The 24,055-nt window shown below is 42.6% G+C and carries 27 protein-coding genes, 1 riboswitch and 1 other annotated feature; of the genes, 23 read left to right on the top strand and 4 right to left on the bottom strand.

Translation table 11 applies throughout. The annotated features are described in order from the left end of the window. The first annotated feature begins 86 nt into the window (after positions 1–86). The 17 genes from MHH65_RS12860 to pheA all read left to right on the top strand — a co-directional run bounded on the left by MHH65_RS12860 (position 87) and on the right by pheA (position 13,203). Positions 87–1,103: an SPOR domain-containing protein gene (locus tag MHH65_RS12860; RefSeq protein WP_255290963.1), complete on the top strand. Its 1,017-nt coding sequence runs from the start codon at positions 87–89 to the stop codon at positions 1,101–1,103. 177 nt (positions 1,104–1,280) lie between these two features. After that, a complete protein-coding gene (locus tag MHH65_RS12855) occupies positions 1,281–1,850 on the top strand; it encodes a Maf family protein (RefSeq protein ID WP_024423165.1) in 570 nt (189 codons plus the stop codon). A 47-nt stretch (positions 1,851–1,897) separates the two neighbouring features. Beyond that, complete coding sequence (gene radC, locus MHH65_RS12850; RefSeq protein WP_335351051.1) at positions 1,898–2,572, top strand: DNA repair protein RadC; 675 nt, start codon at positions 1,898–1,900, stop codon at positions 2,570–2,572. Positions 2,573–2,661: 89 nt separating this feature from the next. After that, complete coding sequence (locus MHH65_RS12845) at positions 2,662–3,681, top strand: rod shape-determining protein (protein ID WP_007501538.1); 1,020 nt, start codon at positions 2,662–2,664, stop codon at positions 3,679–3,681. 27 nt (positions 3,682–3,708) lie between these two features. Beyond that, the gene (mreC, locus tag MHH65_RS12840) at positions 3,709–4,608 is read left to right on the top strand and encodes a rod shape-determining protein MreC (protein ID WP_048239013.1); all 900 of its coding nucleotides are present in this window, start codon (positions 3,709–3,711) and stop codon (positions 4,606–4,608) included. Beyond that, a complete protein-coding gene (gene mreD, locus MHH65_RS12835) occupies positions 4,605–5,123 on the top strand; it encodes a rod shape-determining protein MreD (RefSeq protein WP_061109422.1) in 519 nt (172 codons plus the stop codon). The genes mreC and mreD overlap by 4 nt, the downstream gene beginning before the upstream one ends. 54 nt (positions 5,124–5,177) lie before the next feature. Further along, on the top strand, positions 5,178–5,861 hold the full coding sequence (gene minC / locus MHH65_RS12830) for a septum site-determining protein MinC (RefSeq protein ID WP_046311942.1): 684 nt from the start codon (positions 5,178–5,180) through the stop codon (positions 5,859–5,861). A 2-nt stretch (positions 5,862–5,863) separates the two neighbouring features. Then, positions 5,864–6,667: a septum site-determining protein MinD gene (gene minD, locus MHH65_RS12825; RefSeq protein ID WP_017358134.1), complete on the top strand. Its 804-nt coding sequence runs from the start codon at positions 5,864–5,866 to the stop codon at positions 6,665–6,667. Positions 6,668–6,884: 217 nt separating this feature from the next. Continuing rightward, on the top strand, positions 6,885–7,676 hold the full coding sequence (locus MHH65_RS12820) for a M23 family metallopeptidase (RefSeq protein ID WP_046311940.1): 792 nt from the start codon (positions 6,885–6,887) through the stop codon (positions 7,674–7,676). Continuing rightward, positions 7,669–8,538, top strand: coding sequence for a M50 family metallopeptidase (locus MHH65_RS12815; protein ID WP_046311937.1), 870 nt, complete (start codon positions 7,669–7,671; stop codon positions 8,536–8,538). Before MHH65_RS12820 ends, MHH65_RS12815 begins: the two co-directional genes overlap by 8 nt. 66 nt (positions 8,539–8,604) lie before the next feature. After that, positions 8,605–8,677 (top strand) — a sequence feature (ribosomal protein L21 leader region). 12 nt (positions 8,678–8,689) lie between these two features. After that, positions 8,690–8,998 carry a 50S ribosomal protein L21 gene (gene rplU, locus MHH65_RS12810; RefSeq protein ID WP_003216781.1) on the top strand — a complete coding sequence of 103 codons (309 nt, stop codon included), beginning with the start codon at positions 8,690–8,692 and terminating at the stop codon, positions 8,996–8,998. A 14-nt stretch (positions 8,999–9,012) separates the two neighbouring features. Next, positions 9,013–9,351: a ribosomal-processing cysteine protease Prp gene (locus MHH65_RS12805; protein WP_034279847.1), complete on the top strand. Its 339-nt coding sequence runs from the start codon at positions 9,013–9,015 to the stop codon at positions 9,349–9,351. 12 nt (positions 9,352–9,363) lie between these two features. After that, the gene (gene rpmA / locus MHH65_RS12800; RefSeq protein WP_003216586.1) at positions 9,364–9,648 is read left to right on the top strand and encodes a 50S ribosomal protein L27; all 285 of its coding nucleotides are present in this window, start codon (positions 9,364–9,366) and stop codon (positions 9,646–9,648) included. 257 nt (positions 9,649–9,905) lie between these two features. Continuing rightward, positions 9,906–10,499 (top strand): sporulation initiation phosphotransferase B, encoded by a 594-nt coding sequence (locus MHH65_RS12795; RefSeq protein ID WP_034279849.1) that lies wholly within the window; start codon positions 9,906–9,908, stop codon positions 10,497–10,499. Between the two features lie 21 nt (positions 10,500–10,520). After that, complete coding sequence (gene obgE / locus MHH65_RS12790) at positions 10,521–11,807, top strand: GTPase ObgE (protein ID WP_024423156.1); 1,287 nt, start codon at positions 10,521–10,523, stop codon at positions 11,805–11,807. 55 nt (positions 11,808–11,862) lie between these two features. Next, positions 11,863–12,306: an ACT domain-containing protein gene (locus MHH65_RS12785; protein ID WP_008342790.1), complete on the top strand. Its 444-nt coding sequence runs from the start codon at positions 11,863–11,865 to the stop codon at positions 12,304–12,306. Between the two features lie 18 nt (positions 12,307–12,324). Continuing rightward, complete coding sequence (gene pheA / locus MHH65_RS12780) at positions 12,325–13,203, top strand: prephenate dehydratase (protein WP_268414561.1); 879 nt, start codon at positions 12,325–12,327, stop codon at positions 13,201–13,203. A 24-nt stretch (positions 13,204–13,227) separates the two neighbouring features. Here the strand turns inward: pheA and MHH65_RS12775 are convergent, their stop codons facing one another. After that, a complete protein-coding gene (locus MHH65_RS12775) occupies positions 13,228–13,770 on the bottom strand; it encodes a transcription repressor NadR (protein ID WP_024423154.1) in 543 nt (180 codons plus the stop codon). Positions 13,771–13,773: 3 nt separating this feature from the next. After that, complete coding sequence (locus MHH65_RS12770) at positions 13,774–14,925, bottom strand: IscS subfamily cysteine desulfurase (protein WP_120208298.1); 1,152 nt, start codon at positions 14,923–14,925, stop codon at positions 13,774–13,776. An 85-nt stretch (positions 14,926–15,010) separates the two neighbouring features. Between MHH65_RS12770 and nadB the strand changes: the two genes are divergently transcribed. The 5 genes from nadB (at position 15,011) to MHH65_RS12745 (ending at position 20,880) form a co-directional block, all read left to right on the top strand. Beyond that, the gene (gene nadB, locus MHH65_RS12765; RefSeq protein WP_212051560.1) at positions 15,011–16,585 is read left to right on the top strand and encodes an L-aspartate oxidase; all 1,575 of its coding nucleotides are present in this window, start codon (positions 15,011–15,013) and stop codon (positions 16,583–16,585) included. Beyond that, on the top strand, positions 16,567–17,430 hold the full coding sequence (gene nadC, locus MHH65_RS12760) for a carboxylating nicotinate-nucleotide diphosphorylase (RefSeq protein WP_125586684.1): 864 nt from the start codon (positions 16,567–16,569) through the stop codon (positions 17,428–17,430). Before nadB ends, nadC begins: the two co-directional genes overlap by 19 nt. Beyond that, positions 17,417–18,526 carry a quinolinate synthase NadA gene (nadA, locus tag MHH65_RS12755; RefSeq protein ID WP_268414556.1) on the top strand — a complete coding sequence of 370 codons (1,110 nt, stop codon included), beginning with the start codon at positions 17,417–17,419 and terminating at the stop codon, positions 18,524–18,526. The genes nadC and nadA overlap by 14 nt, the downstream gene beginning before the upstream one ends. A gap of 131 nt (positions 18,527–18,657) precedes the next feature. Next, entirely contained in the window at positions 18,658–19,929 is a 1,272-nt protein-coding gene (gene safA / locus MHH65_RS12750) for a SafA/ExsA family spore coat assembly protein (protein WP_185853728.1), read from the top strand. 333 nt (positions 19,930–20,262) lie between these two features. Continuing rightward, positions 20,263–20,880, top strand: coding sequence for a YhcN/YlaJ family sporulation lipoprotein (locus MHH65_RS12745; protein WP_267587206.1), 618 nt, complete (start codon positions 20,263–20,265; stop codon positions 20,878–20,880). 45 nt (positions 20,881–20,925) lie between these two features. On the opposite strand, the gene MHH65_RS12740 is transcribed toward MHH65_RS12745, so the two are convergent. After that, entirely contained in the window at positions 20,926–21,558 is a 633-nt protein-coding gene (locus tag MHH65_RS12740; RefSeq protein ID WP_024423148.1) for a LysE family transporter, read from the bottom strand. A gap of 226 nt (positions 21,559–21,784) precedes the next feature. Continuing rightward, positions 21,785–21,893, top strand: a riboswitch (TPP riboswitch). A gap of 125 nt (positions 21,894–22,018) precedes the next feature. Here MHH65_RS12740 and thiC point away from each other — a divergent pair. Further along, complete coding sequence (gene thiC / locus MHH65_RS12735; RefSeq protein ID WP_224426930.1) at positions 22,019–23,779, top strand: phosphomethylpyrimidine synthase ThiC; 1,761 nt, start codon at positions 22,019–22,021, stop codon at positions 23,777–23,779. A gap of 35 nt (positions 23,780–23,814) precedes the next feature. Here the strand turns inward: thiC and MHH65_RS12730 are convergent, their stop codons facing one another. After that, positions 23,815–23,961 (bottom strand): hypothetical protein, encoded by a 147-nt coding sequence (locus tag MHH65_RS12730; protein ID WP_172643422.1) that lies wholly within the window; start codon positions 23,959–23,961, stop codon positions 23,815–23,817. Between the last annotated feature and the right edge of the window lie 94 nt (positions 23,962–24,055).

The raw sequence follows: 24,055 nt of genomic DNA, 5'->3' as shown, positions 1-24,055 counted from the left end.
GTGAAACAGAAAGAAGGACGGGTTACATTCGCGCTGATTCATTGGACAAAAAGGTCTTTCTTACAAACAATGTCAGAAAGCGGGGAATGACAGTGAAAAAAAGGCAGGCAAAAAAACAAGGGTTAAAAGTCAATATTAATGGCAAAGAAGAAATGCTTCATGAAGATGACCATCAGCCGCCAAAACAACAAGAGGATGATCAAGTGACGTTTTCGAATTGGGAGGAAAAAAGGCATTCAGAACTGGAGACAGCTGCTTCCGAGGAAGAACCGGCTAAACCGAAAGAAGAAGATTTTCAGTGGGATGATGCAGCTGATCATATTTATCATTCTGATCCAAAGGTCGTCACACCTTATCAAAAGAAAAAAGGCTCCTTTGATCAGAAGTTCGGTAAAAACCGCGGCCCGTTTAAGAGAGTGATGACAACGATTGTGTTTGCAGTGGTTCTTGGGACAGGCCTAGGTGTGTTTGCACTTAGCCTAAGTCAAGATGGTACTCAGAATCCATCAGGGGGAGATATCAGCGTTTCAGCATCCGGAAATCAATCATCGATGAAAGCGGGCGGGGATGCGCCGCCAGCAGATACTGCTGATGAATCAAAAGAGAATAAAGATGAAAAAAGCGCCTCTGGCAGCTTTTCAACATATGTTGTACAGGCTGGAAAGTTTTCCTCTGAAAAAGGAGCAGATGAATTAGTTGGCAGTTTAAAAGAAGCAGGATACGCGGGGAAAAAGGTCTCAATGGATGATGGCTATTATGTTATTGCCGGGCTTGCGACAGAACAGGGCATGACAAGCGCTGTTGGGAAGAAGCTGATTGATCAGCACTTTGAGGCGTGGGGAGGCAAGGAGCTCTCATTTCAAGTACCGGAGGAACTGACTAGTTTAATAGAAAAGGCATCTGTTTTATCCTCTAAGGTCATTGCAGGGGATGATGTGGATCAAAAGGACGTTGCGCAGCTGATCTCTGAGCTTGAAAGTGCCAAAACAACGGACGCACCAGCTAAAAGCAGTTTGCTGAAAGCGGTGCAGCTGTTAAATGAACCTACTGCTGAAAACGGGTGGAAATCTCAGCAGGCACTGCTTGATCAATTAAATACGTAAAATCATATTTTAAGAAACCAAACTAGTCAAAAAATGACTAGTTTTTTTCTTTTGCATCCAACATAATGATGAAGGAACATGAAAAATGAATTTTCGTAAATTGTCGGTAAGATGTACATTTGATAGGATGAATGGGTATCTTACTTCTTAGGCTAAACCCTGAAAGGATGAACAAACATGAACCAATTGATTCTCGCATCTCAATCCCCTAGAAGAAAAGAATTGCTTGATCTAGCAGGGTTTTCTTATGACATTCAAGCAAGTCAATTAAAAGAAGAAATAAATCGAAACTTTTCTCCTGCAGAGAACGTCCAATGGTTGGCAGAACAAAAAGCAAGTGATATTCAAAGATTATATCCCGAAGCTGTGATTATTGGTGCAGATACGATTGTTGCAATTGACGGCAAATGTCTTGGGAAACCAAAAGACAAGGAAGAAGCGGCCTCAATGCTTCAATTATTGTCAGGAAAGACACATCAAGTCTTGACGGGTGTCACGATTCAGTCAGAGAATAGAAAAGAAACATTTTATGAACAGACAGAAGTGACGTTTTGGACACTTACGCAAAATGAAATAGACCGCTATATCGAAACGGGAGAACCGCTTGATAAAGCGGGAAGCTATGGCATTCAAGGAAAAGGCGCACTGTTTGTTCAAAAAATAGATGGTGATTATTTTTCCGTTGTAGGTCTCCCTATTGCCAAAACAGTTAGAGTGCTCGAAACATTTGGAATCACCCCTTTTTGATGACAGGAAGGAATCTAAAAGGAGTGGGCATCATGAACGATTTCCCTATGTTGCTTAAGCATTTTCCTCAAGATGAAAAGCCGAGAGAACGATTGATCAAATATGGTCCCGGCAGTCTGTCAAACCATGAACTTGTTGCGATTCTTTTAAGGACAGGCACAAAAAAGGAATCAGTTCTCCAAATTTCTGCAAGACTTCTGCAAACATTTGGCGGTCTTCGCTCTGTAAGAGAAGCCTCAATTGAAGAAATGTCGAAGATTCGAGGAGTTGGAAAGGCGAAGGCGGTCTCTCTATTAGCTGCTTTAGAACTCGGCACTAGATTACACCATCAAACGACGGACAACCGCTATGTGATCCGCACACCAGAGGATGGGGCAAAATATGTGATGGAAGATATGAGGTTTTTACAACAGGAGAATTTCGTTTGTCTTTATCTCAATTCAAAAAATCAAGTTCTTCATAAACATACTGTGTTTATTGGAAGTTTGAACTCATCCATCGTTCACCCGCGTGAAATTTTCAAAGAGGCGTTTAAACGTTCGGCTGCTTCATTTATATGTGTGCACAACCATCCATCTGGAGACCCGACGCCGAGCAGGGAAGATATTGAAGTCACACAGCGACTTTTTGAATGTGGAAAGCTGATTGGAATACAGCTGCTTGATCATCTTGTCATAGGTGATCAAAAATTTGTGAGTTTGAAGGAAAAAGGGTATTTGTAACACTTTTTTTTTCAATGTTTTACGATATAATAGAGTTTATGAGTTTTTCCCTAAGGGAATTTTGGTTTAAGAAAGGAAGATACATACATATGTTTGGAATTGGTACAAAAGACCTTGGAATAGATCTTGGAACAGCGAATACGCTTGTTTTTATTAAAGGAAAAGGCATTGTTGTGAGAGAACCTTCGGTCGTAGCCTTGGAAACTGATACGAAGTCTATAGTGGCAGTCGGAAATGATGCTAGAAACATGATTGGCCGTACACCTGGTAATGTTGTGGCATTACGCCCAATGAAAGACGGAGTCATTGCAGATTACGAGACGACAGCAACAATGATGAAATATTACATTAATCAAGCATTAAAAGGCAAAGGGCTTTTTGCTCGTAAACCTTACGTCATGGTATGTGTACCATCTGGTATTACAGCTGTAGAAGAGCGTGCAGTCATTGATGCAACAAGACAAGCTGGTGCACGTGACGCATACCCGATTGAAGAGCCATTTGCTGCGGCAATTGGTGCTAACCTGCCTGTATGGGAGCCAACAGGAAGTATGGTTGTGGACATTGGCGGCGGTACAACAGAGGTAGCGATTATTTCTCTTGGCGGCATTGTGACATCACAATCAATCCGCGTGGCAGGAGATGAAATGGATGATGCGATTAGCAGCTACATCCGTAAAACGTATAACCTAATGATCGGTGATCGTACGTCAGAAGCGATTAAAATGGAAATCGGTTCTGCGCAGCCTGATGTACATGATGAGATGGACATTCGCGGCCGTGACCTTTTAACAGGTCTGCCAAAAACAATCTCTATTACGGCAGAAGAGATTGCAAAAGCGCTTCGCGATACGGTGGAAACAATTGTCGATGCAGTGAAAATGACTCTTGAAAAAACCCCGCCTGAGCTGGCAGCAGATATTATGGACCGCGGAATTGTTTTAACAGGAGGCGGTGCATTGCTTCGTAATCTTGACAAAGTCATTAGTGATGAAACGAAAATGCCAGTCATTATTGCAGAAGACCCGCTTGACTGTGTGGCAATCGGAACAGGGAAAGCACTAGAACATATTCACTTGTTCAAAGGAAAATCAAAAGATAATCGATAATCGGTCGTAATTAAAGAGGTGTAAGACATGCCGCAGTTTTTTATGAATAAAAGATTAATGTTGCTCCTTGTCTGTGTCATCGTACTGGTGGCCATGATTGGTTTTTCAGTGAAAAGCGGCAGAGGTGCTTCATGGCCGGAAAAATTAGTGGGGGATACGACAGGCTTTTTTCAAGGTGTCTTTCATAAACCATCACAATTTATTGCCGGTATTTATGGGAACGTACAAGATTTAAAGAACACATATGATGAAAACGAGCGTCTTCGAAAAAAACTTGATGGACAAACCCAATATGAGGCGAAACTTCAAGAACTAGAAGATGAGAACAAAAAGCTTCGCAAACAGCTTGGCTATGTGAACTCTATTCGTGACTACACGCCAATTCTCTCAACTGTTATCGCAAGAAACCCATCTCTTTGGGATAGCTTTGTGATGATTGATAAAGGGAAAAAACAAGGCGTGGACAAAGATATGGCGGTCACAAATGAGAGTGGTGCGTTAATTGGAAAAATTGAAAGTGATAAGCTCAACAATTTTACTTCGACTGTAAGGTTGCTAAGCTCTACTGACCAAAATAATAGAATTTCAACGAAAATTTTTGCGAAAAAGGGCAAAGAAGAACTCAATGGAATCATTAACGGTTATGACAGCAAGAAAAAAATGCTGACTATGAATATTCTGAAATCCGATGCAGATGGGGATGTCAAAAAAGGAGATCTTGTTGAAACATCTGGAGCAGGGGGCGTATTCCCGCAAGGCTTAACGATTGGTAAGGTGAGTGAAATTGAGCCAGACCATTACGGCCTGACAAAGATCATTTACGTAGAACCAGCGGCTGAACTCAACAATTTAGACCGCGTGATTGTGGTGAATCGCAGCACAAGTACAGCAGATGCATCTGAATTGACGAAGGAGGAAGGCTCGTGAAACGTGTCCTTCTTGCTTTCGTCATGTTGTTTATCTTCGTATTTGACAGCATTTTTGTTGATTTAGTGAAGCTCCCATTTGTTTCAGAGAATCAAATTTTAGCTCCTCATTTCATTTTACTCGCACTTGTATTTATGACTGCTTTTGTGAATCAAAAATATGGTGTGATTTACGGGTTTATCTTTGGACTTTTATATGATATTTCATATACAGGTATACTTGGTGTTCATATGTTTGGCTTTGGGGCGCTTTGCTATTTGTTAGCAAAAGCCTTTAAAGTTCTGCAAACGAATATGTTAGTTGTCGTCTTTCTGTCGATTATTGCTGTTTCCGTGATGGAGTTTTATGTATACGGCGTTCAAGCGACAATTCAACCAGGGATTATGCCGTTTAATACGTATGTCATCGAACGTTTTATTCCAACGATTCTTTTAAATACTGCTGCGTCTCTCATACTTGTTGTGCCGCTAAGGCTCTTTTTCACCCATGTGAAACAAGAACTGATCGACGAATAAAAGCAGGAGTTTGTCCAATTACGGCGAAATGAGTATGTTGTTGAGGTGAGCATCTTGAAAACTCAAAAACAGCAATATGTGACGATAAAAGGCACAAAAAACGGATTAACATTACAGTTAAATGATGACTGTTCGTTTGATGACCTTCTTTCTGGCTTGCGAGAGGTTCTGTTACTTGAGCAATATACAGATGGAAGAGAAGGACATAAAGTCAATGTGCATATTAAGCTTGGTTTTCGTTATTTAACAGAGGATCAGGAGACACGTTTGACCGAAGCGGTGTCTGAAAATGAACATCTCGTTATCCACTCAATTGAAAGTGACGTCATGTCAACTGAAGAGGCGAGACGATTAAAAGCAGAGGCTGAAATTACTTCTGTAGCAAAAATTGTACGCTCTGGACAGGTGCTGTATGTCGAAGGAGATCTTTTATTAATAGGAGATGTCAATCCTGGCGGAACGATTCGCGCAGGGGGAAATATTTTTGTGCTTGGCGCATTAAAAGGTGTGGCGCATGCTGGATGTAATGGCAACAAACAGGCTGTTATTGCGGCATCACATATGATTCCAACACAGCTTCGCATCGCACAAGTTATTAACCGTGCACCAGACCAAAAAGAAGATGGAAATGAAATGGAATGTGCTTATTTAGATATAGATGGCAATATGATCATTGAACGCCTGCAGCAATTGGCTCATATAAGACCTAATCTGACAAGGCTTGAGGGAGGAATGTGAAATTGGGCGAGGCTATTGTGATTACCTCAGGAAAAGGCGGCGTTGGCAAAACAACAACATCTGCAAACTTAGGCACAGCACTAGCAATTCAAGGGAAAAAAGTGTGTCTAGTTGATACCGATATCGGCCTTCGGAATCTGGATGTCGTGATGGGGCTAGAAAACCGCATTATTTATGATCTAGTCGATGTAGTAGAAGGAAGATGCAAAATTCACCAAGCGCTTGTAAAAGATAAGCGTTTCGAGGATCTTTTGTATCTTTTACCTGCTGCTCAAACAAGCGATAAAACGGCTGTAGAGCCGGAACAGATCAAAGAATTAATTCAATCATTGAAACAAGACTTTGATTATGTTGTCATTGACTGCCCTGCTGGAATTGAGCAAGGCTTTAAAAATGCTGTATCCGGTGCAGACAAGGCTATTGTCGTGACGACGCCTGAAATCTCAGCTGTGAGAGATGCGGACCGAATCATCGGTTTGTTAGAACAAGAAGATATCGAACCGCCTCGTTTGATTGTCAACCGTATTCGTACACACATGGCGAAAAATGGCGATTCAATGGATGTAGATGAAGTGGTACATCACTTATCGATTGATCTACTTGGCATCGTAGCAGATGATGATGATGTGATTAAGGCTTCAAACAATGGTGAACCGATTGTCATGGATGCTAAAAACAAAGTATCGATTGCCTATCGCAATATTGCCCGCCGCGTACTAGGCGAATCAGTACCGCTTCAATCTTTTGAAGAAGAAAACAAGGGAATGTTTGCAAAGCTGAAAGCATTCTTTGGTGTAAGAGCATAATCACTGAACCGTGATAGAAAACCTTTGCAGTCAGGAAAGGCGGCTGCCTTTGCGAAGCGAATTTGACATTCGTGAGTACCGGAGCGCAGACCGACAATGAATGCGAGGGTTTCTCTGCACGCTGAGACCGATTCGATGAGAATCGGTCTTTTTGTTGCATATCAGATGGGGTTGTCACATAAAATGTACAAACTGTTTGTATGTAAAGGGTGATCTCATGAAAAGAGTGGACGAGTACCGAAAGAAAATCGCGCAGCGCCGCAAAACGATGCAGCCAGCTGCTCTCCCTAAGAAGACGGCTTTCAAGAAAAAAGAAGATATCCCGCCATGGGTTATGCTGACAGAGGAAGAAAAGCATTCTGGCTCGACCTCCTATGAACCGGCGTCCCATCAGCCAAAGAAATATCGTCATCCCTTATTTAACCCGAATACCTTTGTGCTTAAATGTTTATTATCAGCGTCCCTTGTGTTGATTGCAGCCATTTCATTTAAAGGTCAGACAGGTCCGTTTCAGCAGCTGAAGCCGATGATTACTCAGACCTTTGAGCAAGATTTTCAATTTGCTGCTGCTAACCGCTGGTTTGAAAAAACAGTTGGACATCCGCTGGCCTTTTTAACAGAGAAAAAAGATGGCCAAAAGGACGTACAAGCGAATCAAGAACTGGCTGTTCCTGCCTCTGGTAAAGTGCAGGAATCCTTTACGCAAAATGGAGCAGGTGTCAAAGTGGAGACATCCGCTGAAGCCATAGATAGTATGAAGGAAGGCTATGTGGTTGAGGTGAAAAAGAAAAGCGATACAGGGCTTACCGTGGTGGTGCAGCATGCAGATAACAGCTATAGCTGGTACGGTCAATTAAAGAAAGCGGATGTGGCCTTATACGATTTTGTCGATAAGGGTGAAAAAATTGGCCAGATTTCGCTTGATGATCAAGGGAAGGGCACGTATTACTTTGCCATTAAGCAAAATGAACAATTTATCGATCCTATTCAGGTGATGACCTTTGAATAGATGGCTGCTCATGCTGACGAAAATTCATATCCATCCGCTGCTGTGGATTGTGATGGCGTTTGCGGTTCTGTCAGGCCAAATTAAGCCGCTGCTTTGTCTGCTTATCATCGTCTGTGTCCATGAACTTGGACATGCAGCGGCTGCCTGCTATTATCATTGGCGCATTCGGCGGATTTTTTTACTGCCATTTGGCGGAACGGTGGAAGTAGAGGAACATGGGAACCGTCCGTTAAAAGAAGAGCTGGCGGTCATTTTGTGCGGGCCGCTTCAGCATGTACCGCTCCAGCTCATGGCATGGCTTTTCATGGAGGCTTCTCTTATCTCGCATGACGTCTTTACGATGTTTACCTTTTATAATATGGCGATTTTTCTTGTGAATCTTTTGCCCGTTTGGCCGCTTGATGGCGGAAAATTATTCTTTTTGCTCTTATCCGTTTTTTACCCTTTCCAACGTGCACATGCCCTAGCAATAAAAGGCTCACTTGTCTTTTTCGGTCTATTGACAGGAGGGTTACTTTTGTTTGCACCGCTGCAATTCAATGGCTGGGTGCTGCTCACTTTTTTAGCTTATTCACTCGTGATGGAGCACAGGCAGCGGCATTACGTCAGGGTTCGCTTTTTACTAGAACGGTATTACGGTAAAAAAGAGCAAAAGGTAGTAAAACTGATTCCGCTGAGAGCAAGTGCAGAGGAAAAAGTATACGAAGTGATGGCACGATTTCAAAGGGGCTGCAAACATCCGATTATTATTGAAAGAGATGGCGTGAAGATGAGCCAGCTTGATGAAAATGAACTGCTCCATGCGTATTTTTCAGATCGCAGAACCACCTCCTCAATGGAAGAGCTTCTTTTACCGTACTAATGGTGAAAATACATTGACATTCTGCGTCTAGTTTGATATATTTTTTAATGTTATGGATATGTAGCACCCGTGCTACAACCGCGCGGAGCAGGTGTAAAGTGCCTATGGCCCCCTGTATTCGGCGAGTCTGAGTTTATTAGGAGGTGCAGAGATGTACGCAATTATCGAAACTGGTGGTAAACAAGTAAAAGTTGAAGAAGGTCAAACTGTTTATGTTGAAAAACTAGCTGCTGAAGCAGGTGAAACAGTAACTTTCGAAAACGTATTGTTTGTCGGCGGAGACACTGTCAAAGTGGGTAACCCTTCAGTTGCTGGAGCAACAGTAACGGCTAAAGTTGAAAAACAAGGTCGCGGTAAGAAAATTACTGTGTTCAAGTACAAACCGAAGAAAAACAACCACAAGAAACAAGGTCATCGTCAACCTTACACTAAAGTTGTTATCGAAAAAATCAACGCTTAAGGCGTGTGAGTGATATGATCAAAGCAACCATTACTCGGTCTTCAGCAGATGAAAGCATTACGTCTTTTCAGATGACTGGACATGCCGAGTTTGCTGAAAAAGGTCAGGATCTCGTTTGTGCAGGTGTATCTGCTGTTGTTTTCGGCTCAGTCAATTCAATTATTGCACTGACAGGATTGGACCCACTGCTTGATATTGGTGAAGAAGGCGGCTACTTCTCTTTTGAACTGCCGGCTGATACAGATCCAGTATCCTTTGAAAAAGCCCAGCTGCTTTTAGAAGGCATGGTCGTTTCCTTGGAGACAATTGAACGAGATTATCACGATTATGTGAGAATATCAACAAAAAAATAGGAGGTGAACTTCATGCTTAGATTAGATCTTCAATTTTTCGCATCTAAAAAAGGGGTAGGTTCTACAAAGAACGGACGTGACTCTGAGTCTAAACGTTTAGGCGCTAAACGTGCTGATGGTCAATTCGTAACTGGTGGTTCTATCCTTTATCGTCAACGTGGAACGAAAATCTATCCAGGTGAAAACGTTGGACGCGGAGGCGACGACACTCTTTTCGCTAAAATCGACGGAACAGTTAAATTCGAACGTTTCGGTCGTGACCGTAAAAAAGTGAGCGTATATCCTGCGGCACAATAATTGCTAAAAACTCCGGTCATTGACTGGAGTTTTTTTCACTTTTTACAAGCAGTACCGAAGATGATAAAAGAAGATGCACTCCATAAATATCAAAGAACGTTTGCTGACTTTGCCTCATTTTCTCCTATACAATCAGAAAAAACAACCTTTCCTCACATAACTAGTGTTTTTCTATGCTGTCTTCTCTGTTATAATTCAGGGAGACATATTGATGATAAGACTCCTAAAAGAGAGACCAAACGATTGGGAGTGCGATAATGGAAGAGATACCAAGTAAAGAAAATGAAAAATTAACTCACGTTGCATTAACAAATGAATTGATTGATCTGCTCAGTCGTTCAAGACACGACTGGATGAATAAATTACAGCTGATCAAAGGCAACTTGACATTAGAAAAATATGACCGCGTGTTTGAAATTATAGAAGAAATGGTCATTGAAGCACAGCATGAATCCAAACTCTCAAATTTAAAAATTCCCCAATTGGCCTATTACTTTCTAACATTTAATTGGGAGTCGCATTTTATCACCTTAGAATATGAAGTGCTTGGTGAAACCCGAGACTTATCAGCATATGAATCGCAGCTGCTAACGGTATCACAGGAGTTGTTTTCGATATTCGATCAATCAGTTTGCCAAAAAACTGAAAATCATTTAACGGTCACTTTCCAAACAGATCATGAAGAAAATGATGTGATCTTATATTTTGATTTCAAAGGAAAATTAACAAGTTTGGATGCGTTAAATGCGTTTCATGACGCAAACTATCCATGTATGAGTATAACGCAATTTCATGTGACGCCTCATGAGTCCATGATTGAGCTTTGTTTGAGGCAAGAACGAGATATGTGATGCAGAGAAACGGAGGAAGTTATGTTTGTAGATCAGGTTAAAGTGTATGTTAAAGGCGGTGACGGCGGAAACGGTATGGTGGCGTTCCGTCGTGAAAAATATGTACCAAAGGGCGGCCCAGCAGGCGGCGATGGCGGAAATGGTGCAGATGTTGTATTTGAAGTAGACGAAGGACTTAGAACGTTAATGGACTTTCGTTATAAGCGCCATTTCAAGGCTGACCGCGGCGAGCACGGAATGAGTAAAAACCAGCATGGCCGAAATGCGGAAGAAATGATTGTCAAAGTTCCGCCGGGTACGGTTGTGACAGATGCAGAGACGGAACAAGTACTAGCTGACTTGACAGAGCATGGGCAGCGGGCTGTAATTGCCAAAGGCGGACGTGGCGGACGTGGGAATTCACGCTTCGCAACACCAGCAAACCCTGCACCACAGCTGTCTGAAAACGGTGAGCCAGGTAAAGAACGTGACGTCATCTTAGAATTAAAAGTACTTGCAGATGTTGGACTTGTTGGTTTCCCAAGTGTCGGGAAGTCAACGCTGCTCTCGATTGTCTCTTCTGCGAAACCAAAAATTGCGGATTATCATTTTACAACGCTTGTACCGAACCTCGGGGTTGTTGAAACAGACGATAACCGAAGCTTTGTTATGGCGGATCTGCCAGGACTGATCGAAGGAGCGCACGAAGGCGTTGGCTTAGGTCATCAATTTTTACGTCATATTGAGCGTACACGTGTCATTGTCCATGTCATTGATATGTCTGGACTTGAAGGGCGTGACCCATACGAAGACTACGTGACGATTAATGAAGAGCTTGAGCAGTACAATATGAGATTGACAGAGCGTCCGCAAATCATTGTTGCAAACAAAATGGACATGCCAGATGCAGCTGACAATCTAGAGGCATTTAAAGAAAAATTAACGGATGACTATAAAGTGTTCCCGATTAGTGCGATCACAAGAGAAGGGCTTCGTGAGCTCTTATTTGAAATCGCCAATCAGCTTGAAACAACACCGGAATTCCCGCTCTATAATGAAGAGGAGCTGTCGGATAACCGCGTGATGTACAGGTTTGATGAAGGCGATGCACCATTTGAGATCTCTAGAGATCCTGATGGCACATTTGTCTTAACGGGTAAAGCACTTGAGCGTCTGTTTAAGATGACAGACTTCTCAAGAGATGAATCTGTTAAACGATTCTCTAGACAGCTGCGCGGAATGGGTGTCGATGATGCCTTGCGTGAGCGCGGAGCAAAAGATGGCGACATCATTCGTCTGCTTGAATTTGAATTCGAATTTATTGATTGATCAAAAGGAGGGTCCAGACCATGGGCTCTCCCGTTTTTAAAAGGGGAGAAAACAGGTGAAAGAAGAAACGTTCTATTTAGTAAGAGAGGATGTACTTCCAGATGCGATGCGAAAAACGCTTGAAGTCAAAAAGCTTCTCGATCGCAAAAAAGCGGATTCAGTTGCCGATGCTGTTCAAAAAGCGGATTTAAGCCGCAGTGCTTTTTATAAATACCGAGATGCTGTTTTTCCATTTTATACAATGGTGAAAGAGCAGATCATCACATTGTTTTTCCACCTTGAGGATCGGTCTGGGGCTTTATCAAGACTGCTTCAAATTGTGGCTGACTCTGGCTGTAATGTGTTATCCATTCACCAAACGATTCCGCTGCAAGGAAGAGCGAATGTCACCTTATCAATTAGTACAGCTGGTATGGCAGATGATATCAACACCGTCATGAATCAATTAAGAAAGCTTGAATTTGTCGAAAAAGTCGAAATTCTCGGTTCTGGGGCGTAAAAGGAGAGATCATAGCAGATGAAGCAATTAACTGTAGGTTATTTTGGACCAGAGGCAACATTTACTCATTTGGCCGTATGCTCTTGTTTTCCAAAAGATGCGGTGCAGCGTGCCTATGCAACGATTCCGCAATGTATGGATGCTGTGTCAAAAGGCGAAGTCGATTTGGCGGTCGTTCCACTTGAAAATGCACTCGAAGGCTCTGTGAACTTAACGATTGATTATTTAATTCATGAAGAAGCGCTGTCCATTGTGGGGGAGATGACAGCACCAATTCGGCAGCATTTGCTTGTCCACCCAGCAAGAGCGGAGAGCTGGGAGACGTTAGATGTCATTCAATCGCATCCTCACGCGATTGCCCAGTGTCATCAATTTCTGAAAAAGCAGTACCCTCATATTCCTCATCGGCCAGTGGAGTCAACTGGCTATGCAGCAAAATACATCAGTGAGCATCCAGATGAAGCTGTCGGGGCTATTGCCAATGAAATTGCCGCAAAAACGTATGGTTTGGCGATTGCAAAAAAAGACATTCATGATTATCCGCACAACCATACACGCTTTGTGATTTTACATAAAGATCCTAACGCATCGTTCCCAATGAATTCTGGTTTCTCATCAAAGCCAAAAACGACCATTGTGGTCAGTCTGCCTAAGGATGACCAATCAGGCGCATTGCACCGCGTGCTGTCTGCTTTTTCTTGGCGGAATCTTAACTTGTCAAAAATTGAATCTCGTCCGACAAAAACAGGTCTTGGACATTATTTATTTATTATTGACATTGAAAAAGAATTGGATGATGTCCTCGTCCCTGGTGCGATTCAAGAATTAGAAGCGATTGGCTGTGAGGTCAAGCTGCTTGGCAGCTATCAAACATATGAATTAACGAATGAAAAATAGTGTCCCGTGCAGGACACTATTTTTTTAGTCTTTTATTAAAAATCCAGCATCATCCAGCGCTTGAATGGCTTGGTCAAGCTGCTTTTGGCTGTAAGAAGTGAGAGTATGCAGATGCACGCCGTCTGTTAGTTCTGACAAGTAGGACGCGCCGGTGTTAGAAATATGATGGACAAAATCAGCGACTTGTTTCCGTGTGCTGACGCGAATAGAGGCCGTTAGTTCACCATAAACAGGGTGCTCAATGATCACATCTTTCACCGTCACTCCAAAGTCTACAATCAAGGTCAGTTCCTCTTCTGTACGAGCAGGATCATGTTTGCAGGCGATGATTTGTTCAATTTCTCTTTCTGGCGCATGCTGCGCTGCCATATACACATAGCCTTGGCTTGTGGCAATAATGGGTTCGTTTTTTGCTTTTAATAATGAAATATCTTGTACAATGACTTGCCGAGAGACAGCCGCCTTTTTAGCTAAAAAGCTTCCAGTAAGCGGTGTGTCTGTTTCTTTCAGCCACTCTAAAATGGCGTTTCTTCTTTCTTCGCCAATGAGTTTCCTCTCTTGCTCCACGTCCTAAGCTCCCTTCTTCTCCTTTTGCAAATGCTCAAATGTATGCAAAAGCTGATCGATGTCATCTTTTGATGACTGATATCCAAATGATAGTCGAATAAATTGTAGGGCATCACGATCTGATACACGCAATGCCTTCACAGCAGGGGAAGGATGGTGATAACCGGAAGCACATGCGCTTCCAGTAGATAGACAAATCCCATGCCGGTTACATGCTAACATTACATATTGTCCTTCAAACCCTTCAAAAAAACAACCAATAATATGAGGAAGCGTGCGGCGATTGTCATTGTCCTGAAATGTATGAACTGGCAGCTGTCTTATTTTTAACTGCTGAAGAAAATAATCACGCAGCTGCTTATCTAATTTTTGCTGTTCATCCAGCCTAAGCATCGCTTGTTCACTTGCGGCAGCAAAAGCACCGATACATGGAACGTTTACTGTCCCTGGACGTAAGCCATTTTCCTGAACTGCTCCTGTATATAAAGGTTTCCAAGGAACATGAGCGCCCATATAAACGGCACCAGCGCCTTTAGGAGCATACACTTTATGACTTGAGATGGACACAGCATCGACTCCAAGTTCTTTGATGGACACACGAATCTTTCCAAATGTTTGCACAGCATCTGTATGAAAAAGAATGTTCCTTTCTTTTAAAAGAGGCGCTAATTCAGCAAGCGGCTGGATAATTCCTGTTTCTGAATTAGCATGCTGAATAGATACTAGTCCTGTTTCAGGCAATAATGCTTTTTTGAGAATGTCCTTTGTTATGATTCCATCCTGATTCGGTTCAATGATCGTGACTTTTACGCCAAAACGCTCTAAGCTGCTAACTGCATAATGAACAGAAGGATGCTCAACTGAAGTTGTGATGACATGCTGTTGATGTGCTGGCAGTCCATTGATGATCGATTGAATCGCAAGGAGATTGGATTCAGTTCCACCGCTTGTAAAATAGATCCCATCCGGTTCACCCTCGATCATGGCAGCGAGTGATTGTCTGCTGTAAGTCAATATGTCATTTGCTTTTCCCCCAGCATCATGAAGGCTGCTTGCATTTCCGTAAAAATTTTTGCTTAGCTGCTCAAAAACATGCAGCGCTTCCTCTGAAACAGGTGTAGAAGCTGCGTAATCTAAATAAACCAACCCATCCATCTCCCGTGTGAAAATTTTTTCTTGTATTTATTTTAGTGTTGTGTAATGATATGTGTCAAGACAGGTGTAAATGACAGGAGGGGCAATGGTGTCATCAATCAAAAAAGTCATTGTGGTGGGATCAGGCATTGCAGCGCTTTCCTTTGCAAAAACCATTTCGAAAAGCTGCCAGGTCATCATGATGACAAAAAAACAATGTTCATCTAGTAATTCCATGCTGGCTCAAGGAGGAATCGCTGCTGCCTTTTCAGCACATGACTCAGCTGAGCAGCATGTGCAAGATACACTAGCTGCCGGCTGTGATCACAATGATGAAAGAACCGTACAAGAAATCGTGAGACTTGGAAAACACCTTGTGGAGCAGCTCGTAGCAGAAGGCTGTCCATTTGATCAAGATGAGGCAGGAGAGCCGCAATTAGGCAAAGAGGGAGCACATACCACTCATCGCATCTTGCATGCAGGAGGAGATCAATCAGGTAAAACCCTTGTACAGTTTCTGAAAAGTCAGCTCGGCTCACATATTCATTTATACGAATATCATCATGTCATTGATCTATTGATTCATGAAGGGACATGTACGGGTGTTGTATGGAAAGACGAGACAGGACACGTACATACGATGACCGCAGATGCCGTTGTATTATCAACTGGCGGCTGCGGCTCCCTATATGAGACAAACACAAATGATCCTTCTATAACAGGAGACGGACTGATGATGGCCTATCGAGCCGGGGCACAATTAGTGGATCTCGAATTTGTTCAATTCCATCCAACTCTTTTAACAATCGCTGGAAAAGCAGTTGGCCTCATTTCAGAGGCAGTACGGGGAGAGGGAGCTTATTTAGAAGATGAAACAGGCAGGCGGATCATGAAAGGTATTCACCCACAAGCTGATTTAGCACCTAGAGATGTGGTCGCTAGAACTATTTTTCATGAGCAGCAATTAGGTCATCAATTGTATCTTAACATCCATGATATCCCGCATTTTTCAGCTCGTTTTCCGGCCATAGCTCAGATGTGCCAGCGTGCAGGCGTTGATATGGAAAGCGGCAGGCTGCCAATTTCCCCCGGTATGCACTTTTTAATGGGCGGCATCAGCGTCAATGAATATGGAGAAACGACTGTTCCAGCGCTATTTGCCATTGGAGAAGCGGCCTGTACTGGCTTACACGGTGCGAATCGATTGGCGAGTAATTCTCTTCTGGAAGGTCTCGTGTTAGGCAGCAAAGCGGCACAGAGAATTGAACAACTGCCTAAACAGAAAGAAACAAGTCCACCTTTTTCCATTCAAGAAATATGGATGGTCCCAATGATTTCAACAACTCAGCTGAGACAATGGATGACTACATTTGCGGCCATTGTGAGAGATGAAAAAGGCTTGCAGACCTTGCTTCATTCGTTACAGCATGTCAATTTTCAGCAAATTAATGTGAAGGATATCACAAATGAACAGATCGAATTAAGCAATCAATGGGCATTAGCGGTTTGCCTTGCCAAATCTGCATTACTCCGTACAGAAAGCAGAGGCGGCCATTATCGAATGGATTATCCAGAGCGGAGCGATGCGTTGTGGCGGGGCAGGCAGATTGTTCATGAAAAAGGTCACATTCATATCATGAAAAATGAAAGGATCGGTGCCAAATGGAACGTTTACAGTTAAAACAAATGCTCACTCATTTTTTCACAGAAGATATTGGCTTTGGAGATGTATCAGCAGATGCCATCTTTGGGGACAAGAAGGGAACAGCTTTTATCATTGCGAAACAATCTGGTGTATTGGCAGGATCACAAGTGATTGATCTAGGGTACCGCCTGTTGAATGAACAGATTCAAACGGAGCTGTATTTTCAAGAAGGTGATTGGATTCATTCAGGCGCTGTACTGGCGAAAATAAAGGGCCCAGTCAACGACTTATTAAAGGGAGAGAGGGTCATTTTAAATCTTTTGCAGCGAATGACAGGTATCGCCACCTTAACACATGAGGCGGTGCAGCGATTAGGCGACCCGTCTATTACGATTTGTGATACGAGAAAAACGACACCCGGCCTGCGTATGTTAGAGAAATACGCAGTGAAGACAGGCGGTGGAAAGAATCATCGCTTTGGCTTATCGGATGGGGTGATGATTAAAGATAATCATATTGCCGCATGCGGTTCTATTCGTGAAGCTGTAGAGAAAGCAAGAGCATATGCCGGTCATATGGTGAAAATTGAAGTGGAAATTGAATCAGAAACGCAGCTTATAGAAGCCATTGATGCAAAAGCGGATGTCATCATGTTTGATAACTGCTCTCCGGACGAGGTAAAACGTTTTAAACAAATGACGCCAGAGTCCATTCTGACAGAGGCTTCAGGGGGCATCACGCTAGAGACATTGCCAAGCTACAGGGGGACAGGAGTCGACCTTATTTCACTTGGTTTTCTGACTCATTCTGCTCCAGCATTTGATTTTAGTATGAATATGGAATTCAGTCATAAAGGGGGAACAACTCATGTCCATGCTTAATGTATTAGCCAATCAACATGCAGTCATGATGCCAGATGAATATAAACACCGCTCTGATGATGAGATGAAGCAGCGAGTGTTAGACATTAAGCGGGCTTTTGGCTCAAAGCTTTTTATACCAGGCCACCATTATCAAAAGGATGAAGTCATTGAATTTGCAGATGCAACAGGAGATTCATTGCAGCTGGCACAAATAGCGGCTGACAATCATGAGGCTGAATACATTGTATTCTGCGGTGTTCATTTTATGGCAGAAACGGCAGATATGCTGTCAAACAAGAATCAGAGCGTTGTATTGCCAGATATGAGGGCAGGCTGTTCCATGGCAGATATGGCAAATATGAAACAAACAGACAGAGCATGGGAGCAGCTCACTAATTTGTTTGGGGATACAATACTTCCGCTTACGTATGTCAATTCAACAGCAGACATTAAAGCATTTGTTGGCAAACATGGCGGGGCAACAGTGACTTCATCAAATGCTAAAAAAGTACTCGAGTGGGCGCTGACACAAAAAGAGCGGATTCTGTTTCTCCCTGATCAGCACCTAGGACGTAATACAGCATTTGATTTAGGTATTTCTCTAGAAGAAATGGCTGTCTGGGATCAGATAGAAGAAAAGCTTATCACCGATCAGCCGCTTTCCCGGATCAAGATGATTTTATGGAAAGGCCATTGCTCTGTACATGAGAAGTTTACCGTTCGGAATATAGAAGAAATGAGAAAAAAAGATCGTGACATTCAAATTCTTGTTCATCCTGAATGCACGCATGAGGTCGTAAGGGCTTCTGACCTAGCAGGTTCAACGAAATTTATTATTGATACGATCAAACAGGCGCCAGCAGGAAGCAAATGGGCGATTGGAACAGAGATGAATTTAGTCAAACGGATCATAGCGCAGCACCCAGATAAACAAATTGAATCCCTTAACCCAGATATGTGTCCATGTTTGACTATGAACCGGATTGATCTGCCTCATTTGCTATGGTCACTGGAAAGCATTGAGAAGGGTCAGCCGGCCGGGTTGATACAGGTCAATGAAGACATCACGAAAGACGCTTTGCTTGCACTTGAGAAAATGCTCGCCATTAAATAATGAATCAGCCCCTCCTATCAGAAAACAAGTTTTTATCATATCGGCTTGTAAATAGGCATAAATTTATGTTGAAACATATTGTACTTCTGACATAACCGTTACGTTCACGTTTTGCATAGGAGGGGAAAACGTTGAAAATTCATATTGTGCAAAAAGGAGACTCCCTTTGGAAAATTTCAAAGAAATACGGAGTCGACTTTCAAGAATTGAAAAAACTAAATTCACAGCTCAGTAATCCTGATTTAATCATGCCGGGTATGAAGATTAAAATTCCATCTAGTGGTGTTCCTGTAAAAACAGATCATCACAAAGCAAAAGAAATGCCAAAAACGAAAGAACATCCGTATGTGAAAGAAAAGCCAAAAGATGTCGTGCAAGTGCAAGATACGAAACCGAAGGAAAAGCCAAATGAACCGGTACCATATGTACCGCCAGTGCCAAAAATCGAGCAGCCAGTTTTTCCGCAAGTGGATGTGAACTATTATCAGACCAATCTCTACCAGCCATTCACACCTCCTCCCAAAAAAGATCATCATGAAAAAAAAGATCACGTTCATGAGAAGAAAGATCATGTTCATGACAAAAAGGATCACAAGGATCATTTTCATCATGAAAATAAAGACCACAAAGATAACAAGGGTCATGTCCATCATGAAAATAAGGAACATAAAGATCACAAGGACCATTTTCATCATGAAAATAAAGGTCATCTAAAAGATGAAGTGGCAAAGGGGTATGATCCGTTTATTCATATTCCGCATCAAAAAGAGGAGGGAAAAGACATGGAGCATGGCAATTATCCGAACCTTCCTAACTTCCCGCAAATGCCAAATGTGGGAGGGGCAGCGGTAGGGGGAATGGCTGAAAATAACGAGCATCATCACCAACATCATCATCATGAACCATATGATCCTTATTTTGGTTATGGTCATGGTCATTATATGCCGGCGATGTATCCATATCCGCAGCAAATGGTGCCGGCATCGCCAATTTTACCGGGATCAGGCTTATGTTATCCTATCCATCCATATTATCACCATCATATGATGCCATATCCATACCCGGCTCATCCTTATTATCCTGCGTATCAAGCGCCTGCTTACTACGGAGAAAATCATGAGCACCATGCAAACGACGGACATCACTGGCATCACCATACGCATCCAAACGCCAATGCAAATGCCAACGCAAATCAAGGCTTTTTTCCAAACGTTTCAAATGCAGCATATGGCAAGGAAGATTGCGGATGCGATGATGGCATGAAGCATCATCAGCCTTGGCCGGGACATTATCCGAATCCTGTTCCTTATGGCCAAATGGGGGCTTATCCAGCTCAGCCTTACATGCAGCCATATCCAGGTCAATCCGTTTTTGCAAGGCCGGAGGAAGAAGAAGAAGATTAATGACAGAAGGAACGATCTCAATCGTTCCTTTCAGCGTGTAGACAAACCCTCGCATTCGGTGTCAGGCCTGCGCGCCGGTACTCACGAATGTCAAATTCGCTCCGTTCCGGTGCTCGCCCTTCCTAGACTGCAAAGGTTTTCTATTACGCTGAAAAGAAGACAAATGGCTAAAATCAAAAACATTTTAGCCATTTGTCACCAATCAGAAGGAACGATCTCAATCGTTCCTTTTTTTGTTTATAACTGACAGCTTGATTTTTTTCCTAACTGTACATGCTAAAACAGAGCCTGTTTCGCGCTCATGAGATTGAATTTGTACAGGGGGTTTTTCGTTTGAGACAAAAATGGCAAAAAACAATCGCATTAGTGCTTCTTCCTATTGGTTTAACGGCATGTGGTGCAAATAATAACGCAGGTGTCGATACACGTCATAATCAATCAGGCCAGCCGGTTGGTTATCATTCGAATCAACGAGCGGAAGACAACAACCAAGATCATCAAGGACCAGTTTCTGAACTCATGGAGGGAATGAACGGGAGAAATACAACAAATGTTGATTACCGTACACGTCCTCAAGCTGATGATCGAATGCCTCTCACAGGTGGAGATGGACGCTACAGTCATGGAGATATGAATTATCATAACCAAATGTCGTTCTCAGGCTATGATAAACAAGAGAACATTCAGCGTTCAAGAAAAATTGCCAACCGCGTCAATAAAATGAATCACGTGGCAGACTCTCAAGTCATGGTGACGGATGAGAATGTGTATATTGCCATTAAATCAGATGGCCGCCTGACGTCAGAAGGCGTATCACAAGTAGAAGAAGCAGCGACTCGTTATGCGGATGGAAGAGCAGTCCAAGTCATAAAAGATGAAGGTGCATTCACACGCTTTAGAGACATGAGAAGAACGCAATTTGAAACAGGCCAAACAGGCATGACCCGATAGTTTGACACAAAAAGGCTAAAGTTCATTACGAACTTTAGCCTTTTCTTAAAAATAAACCTTGATGCCTATATAAAATTCGTAAAAGAAATAACAGCCAAACCCTAGTAATAAAATACCAGCAATAATGGATGTCCACTTGATCATCGTTCGATTCATCACTTTTCTTGTTAAGGATACAAGTGTGAGAAGACCGATGTCATGAAGGAGAATCCCTGCCAAAATACCGCCGGCAGCCAGCATAAATTCAGATGAATCTGTTTTTGTATACGCATCCGCAAGTACAGCACCAAAAACAGAAACCCAGAACACAAGATTTCCAGGAGATACCGCCACGAGCAAGCCGTTTCGATATGTTTTTGCGAATGATTTATTGACCTTTTCTCCTGCTAAATGGATATCTTGATCCGCATTTTTAATGGAATCGTATGCGAGAATCATTAAAAATACAGCTCCGATCAGCCAGAGCGGGATTTGAACAAACGGCAAAGATAAAAACTGAGCAAATCCAGCATATAAAGCCAAAATAAGTAATAAGTCTATGGTCATACCGCCTGCTCCGACAGTTAAACCATGAAAGAATCCGTTTTTGAGTCCCTGTTTTGTCATTTCAACCGTGATTGCTCCAACAGGCAGAGCAATTGAGAATCCTACGACGATAAATGTGAGAAATGTTTGCAATCGACTAGAACTTCCTTTGATTAAATTGTATGAAAATTCTCCGTTTAGATTAATTATACATAATAGGAGAAAAGGATCAACGATTATTTCAGATTTAATTGAAATGAGAGAGACAGATTATGTATAGAAGTCTGTATATCATTATGATCCATAGGGGAAAGGAACTATTTTCCTGAATTCTCTTTTTTTCATGATGTCTCTATGCTACACTGATGTGGAAATCAATAAAAGTGACTAGGGGTGCCCGTAAATGGGCTGAGAGAGTAGCATAAGCTTCTTAACCCTTTGGACCTGATCTGGCTCGTACCAGCGTGGGGAAGTTGAAGATGATGCATGTATCCAATCAATGATATGCATGTTTATTTCTGACGACGAACCAGGTTCTTTAAATAGAGCCTGGTTTTTTGCTGGTGCTGATTCCATCCTGTCCGGTGACAAGAAGAAAAGGAGAGAACAGCAAATGAAGGAAAAGAAAAGTGTCCCATCCAACCAATCATTATTATCCAGTTTTGATGGCAGCCGAAAGGTGTATGAGAAAGGATCAAGGCCCGATATCTTAGTGCCGAAAAGAGAGATTGCGCTCTCACATACTGTGACAGAGGCGGGCGACATAAAAAATGAACCAGTCCGTGTATACGATACGAGTGGACCGTACACTGATGAGAACGTTCATATTGACGTCACAAAAGGATTAAAGCGTCTTAGGGCAGCATGGATTGAAGAAAGAGGAGATACAGAAAGCTATGAAGGGCGTCATGTAAAACCGGAAGATAACGGATATCGTTCAAGGGAGAAGGAGTCCTTCCATTCTGTCCAAACTGATTTTCATCATAAGCCGCTCCGCGCGAAACAAGGAGCGCGCGTGACGCAAATGCATTATGCCAAAAAAGGCATCATTACGCCTGAAATGGAGTTTATCGCAATAAGAGAAGAGCTAAGCCCTGAGTTTGTTAGAGAGGAAGTAGCGAGCGGAAGAGCCGTTATTCCTTCGAATATTAACCATCCAGAAAGTGAACCAATGATTATCGGAAGGAATTTTCATGTCAAAATCAATGCGAATATTGGCAATTCAGCTGTCACGTCATCCATTAATGAAGAGGTAGAAAAGATGACATGGGCGATCAGATGGGGGGCAGACACAATGATGGATCTGTCTACTGGAAAGGATATTCATACAACGAGAGAATGGATCATTCGGAATTGCCCAGTTCCAGTAGGAACCGTTCCTATTTATCAGGCCCTTGAAAAAGTGAATGGAGTCGCAGAAGATTTGACGTGGGACGTGTACAGGGACACATTAATTGAACAAGCAGAACAAGGTGTAGATTATTTTACAATTCATGCGGGCGTGCTGTTAAGATATATTCCGCTCACAGTTGATCGGGTGACCGGAATTGTTTCAAGAGGCGGGGCGATTATGGCAAGATGGTGTCTTGCTCATCATCAAGAGAATTTCCTCTACACGCACTTTGAAGATATTTGTGAAATTATGAAAACGTATGATATCGCCTTTTCACTTGGAGATGGACTTAGACCAGGTTCGATTGCTGATGCCAATGATGAGGCGCAGTTTGCAGAGCTGGAAACGTTAGGTGAGTTAACAGAGATCGCTTGGAAACATGATGTGCAGGTGATGATTGAAGGGCCCGGCCATGTCCCAATGGATAAAATTAAAGAGAATGTGGACAAGCAAATGGACATTTGCAAGGAAGCCCCATTTTATACGTTAGGGCCTCTTACAACAGATATTGCGCCGGGGTATGATCACATTACATCCGCCATCGGTGCGGCCATGATCGGCTGGTACGGCACAGCCATGCTATGTTATGTAACGCCAAAAGAGCATTTAGGTCTGCCGAATAAAGAAGATGTGAGAGAAGGCGTAATCGCCTATAAAATTGCCGCACATGCGGCTGATCTAGCAAAAGGACATCCTGCGGCTCAAAAGCGCGATGATGCTTTATCGAAAGCGAGATTTGAATTTAGGTGGCGGGACCAATTTAACCTGTCACTTGATCCAGAAAGAGCCTTGGCGTTCCATGATGAAACATTGCCTGCCGAAGGTGCTAAGACCGCTCACTTTTGCTCGATGTGCGGACCGAAGTTTTGCAGTATGAAAATTTCTCATGATATCCGCAATCAATCTGAAGAAGTGAAAAGAGAGATGGAAAAGAAGGCGAAGGAGTTTGTCAGCCAGGGAAGTCAAATTTATCAGCCCTAAAAAAAGAACCTCGCACGATGCTGTGCGGGGTTTTATCAAACAACTGAGAAGGCTTTTCTTAAAAGGTGAAAAAATGCCTTTACTGCATATGCCATCATGTCCACACTCGGAATGAGGGCATCTATTAAATGAAAAAAGACTGTTTTTCTTTCTGGAGATGTTCGTTTCTTTTTCTGCTTCATCAAGGGCAGCCTCCTTTTTAACTAATATACTTCTTTGCAGATTTGAGAGATAGATGTTTGTGCGAATTTAAACAAAATTTAAACTTCTTGGGTT

The organism is Bacillus sp. FSL L8-0654 (assembly GCF_038629965.1).
In the GTDB taxonomy this organism is placed as follows: Bacteria; Bacillota; Bacilli; order Bacillales; family Bacillaceae; genus Bacillus; species Bacillus safensis.
Note: the sequence above shows the minus strand (reverse complement) of the source record. Positions and strands in the feature narration are given on the sequence as shown.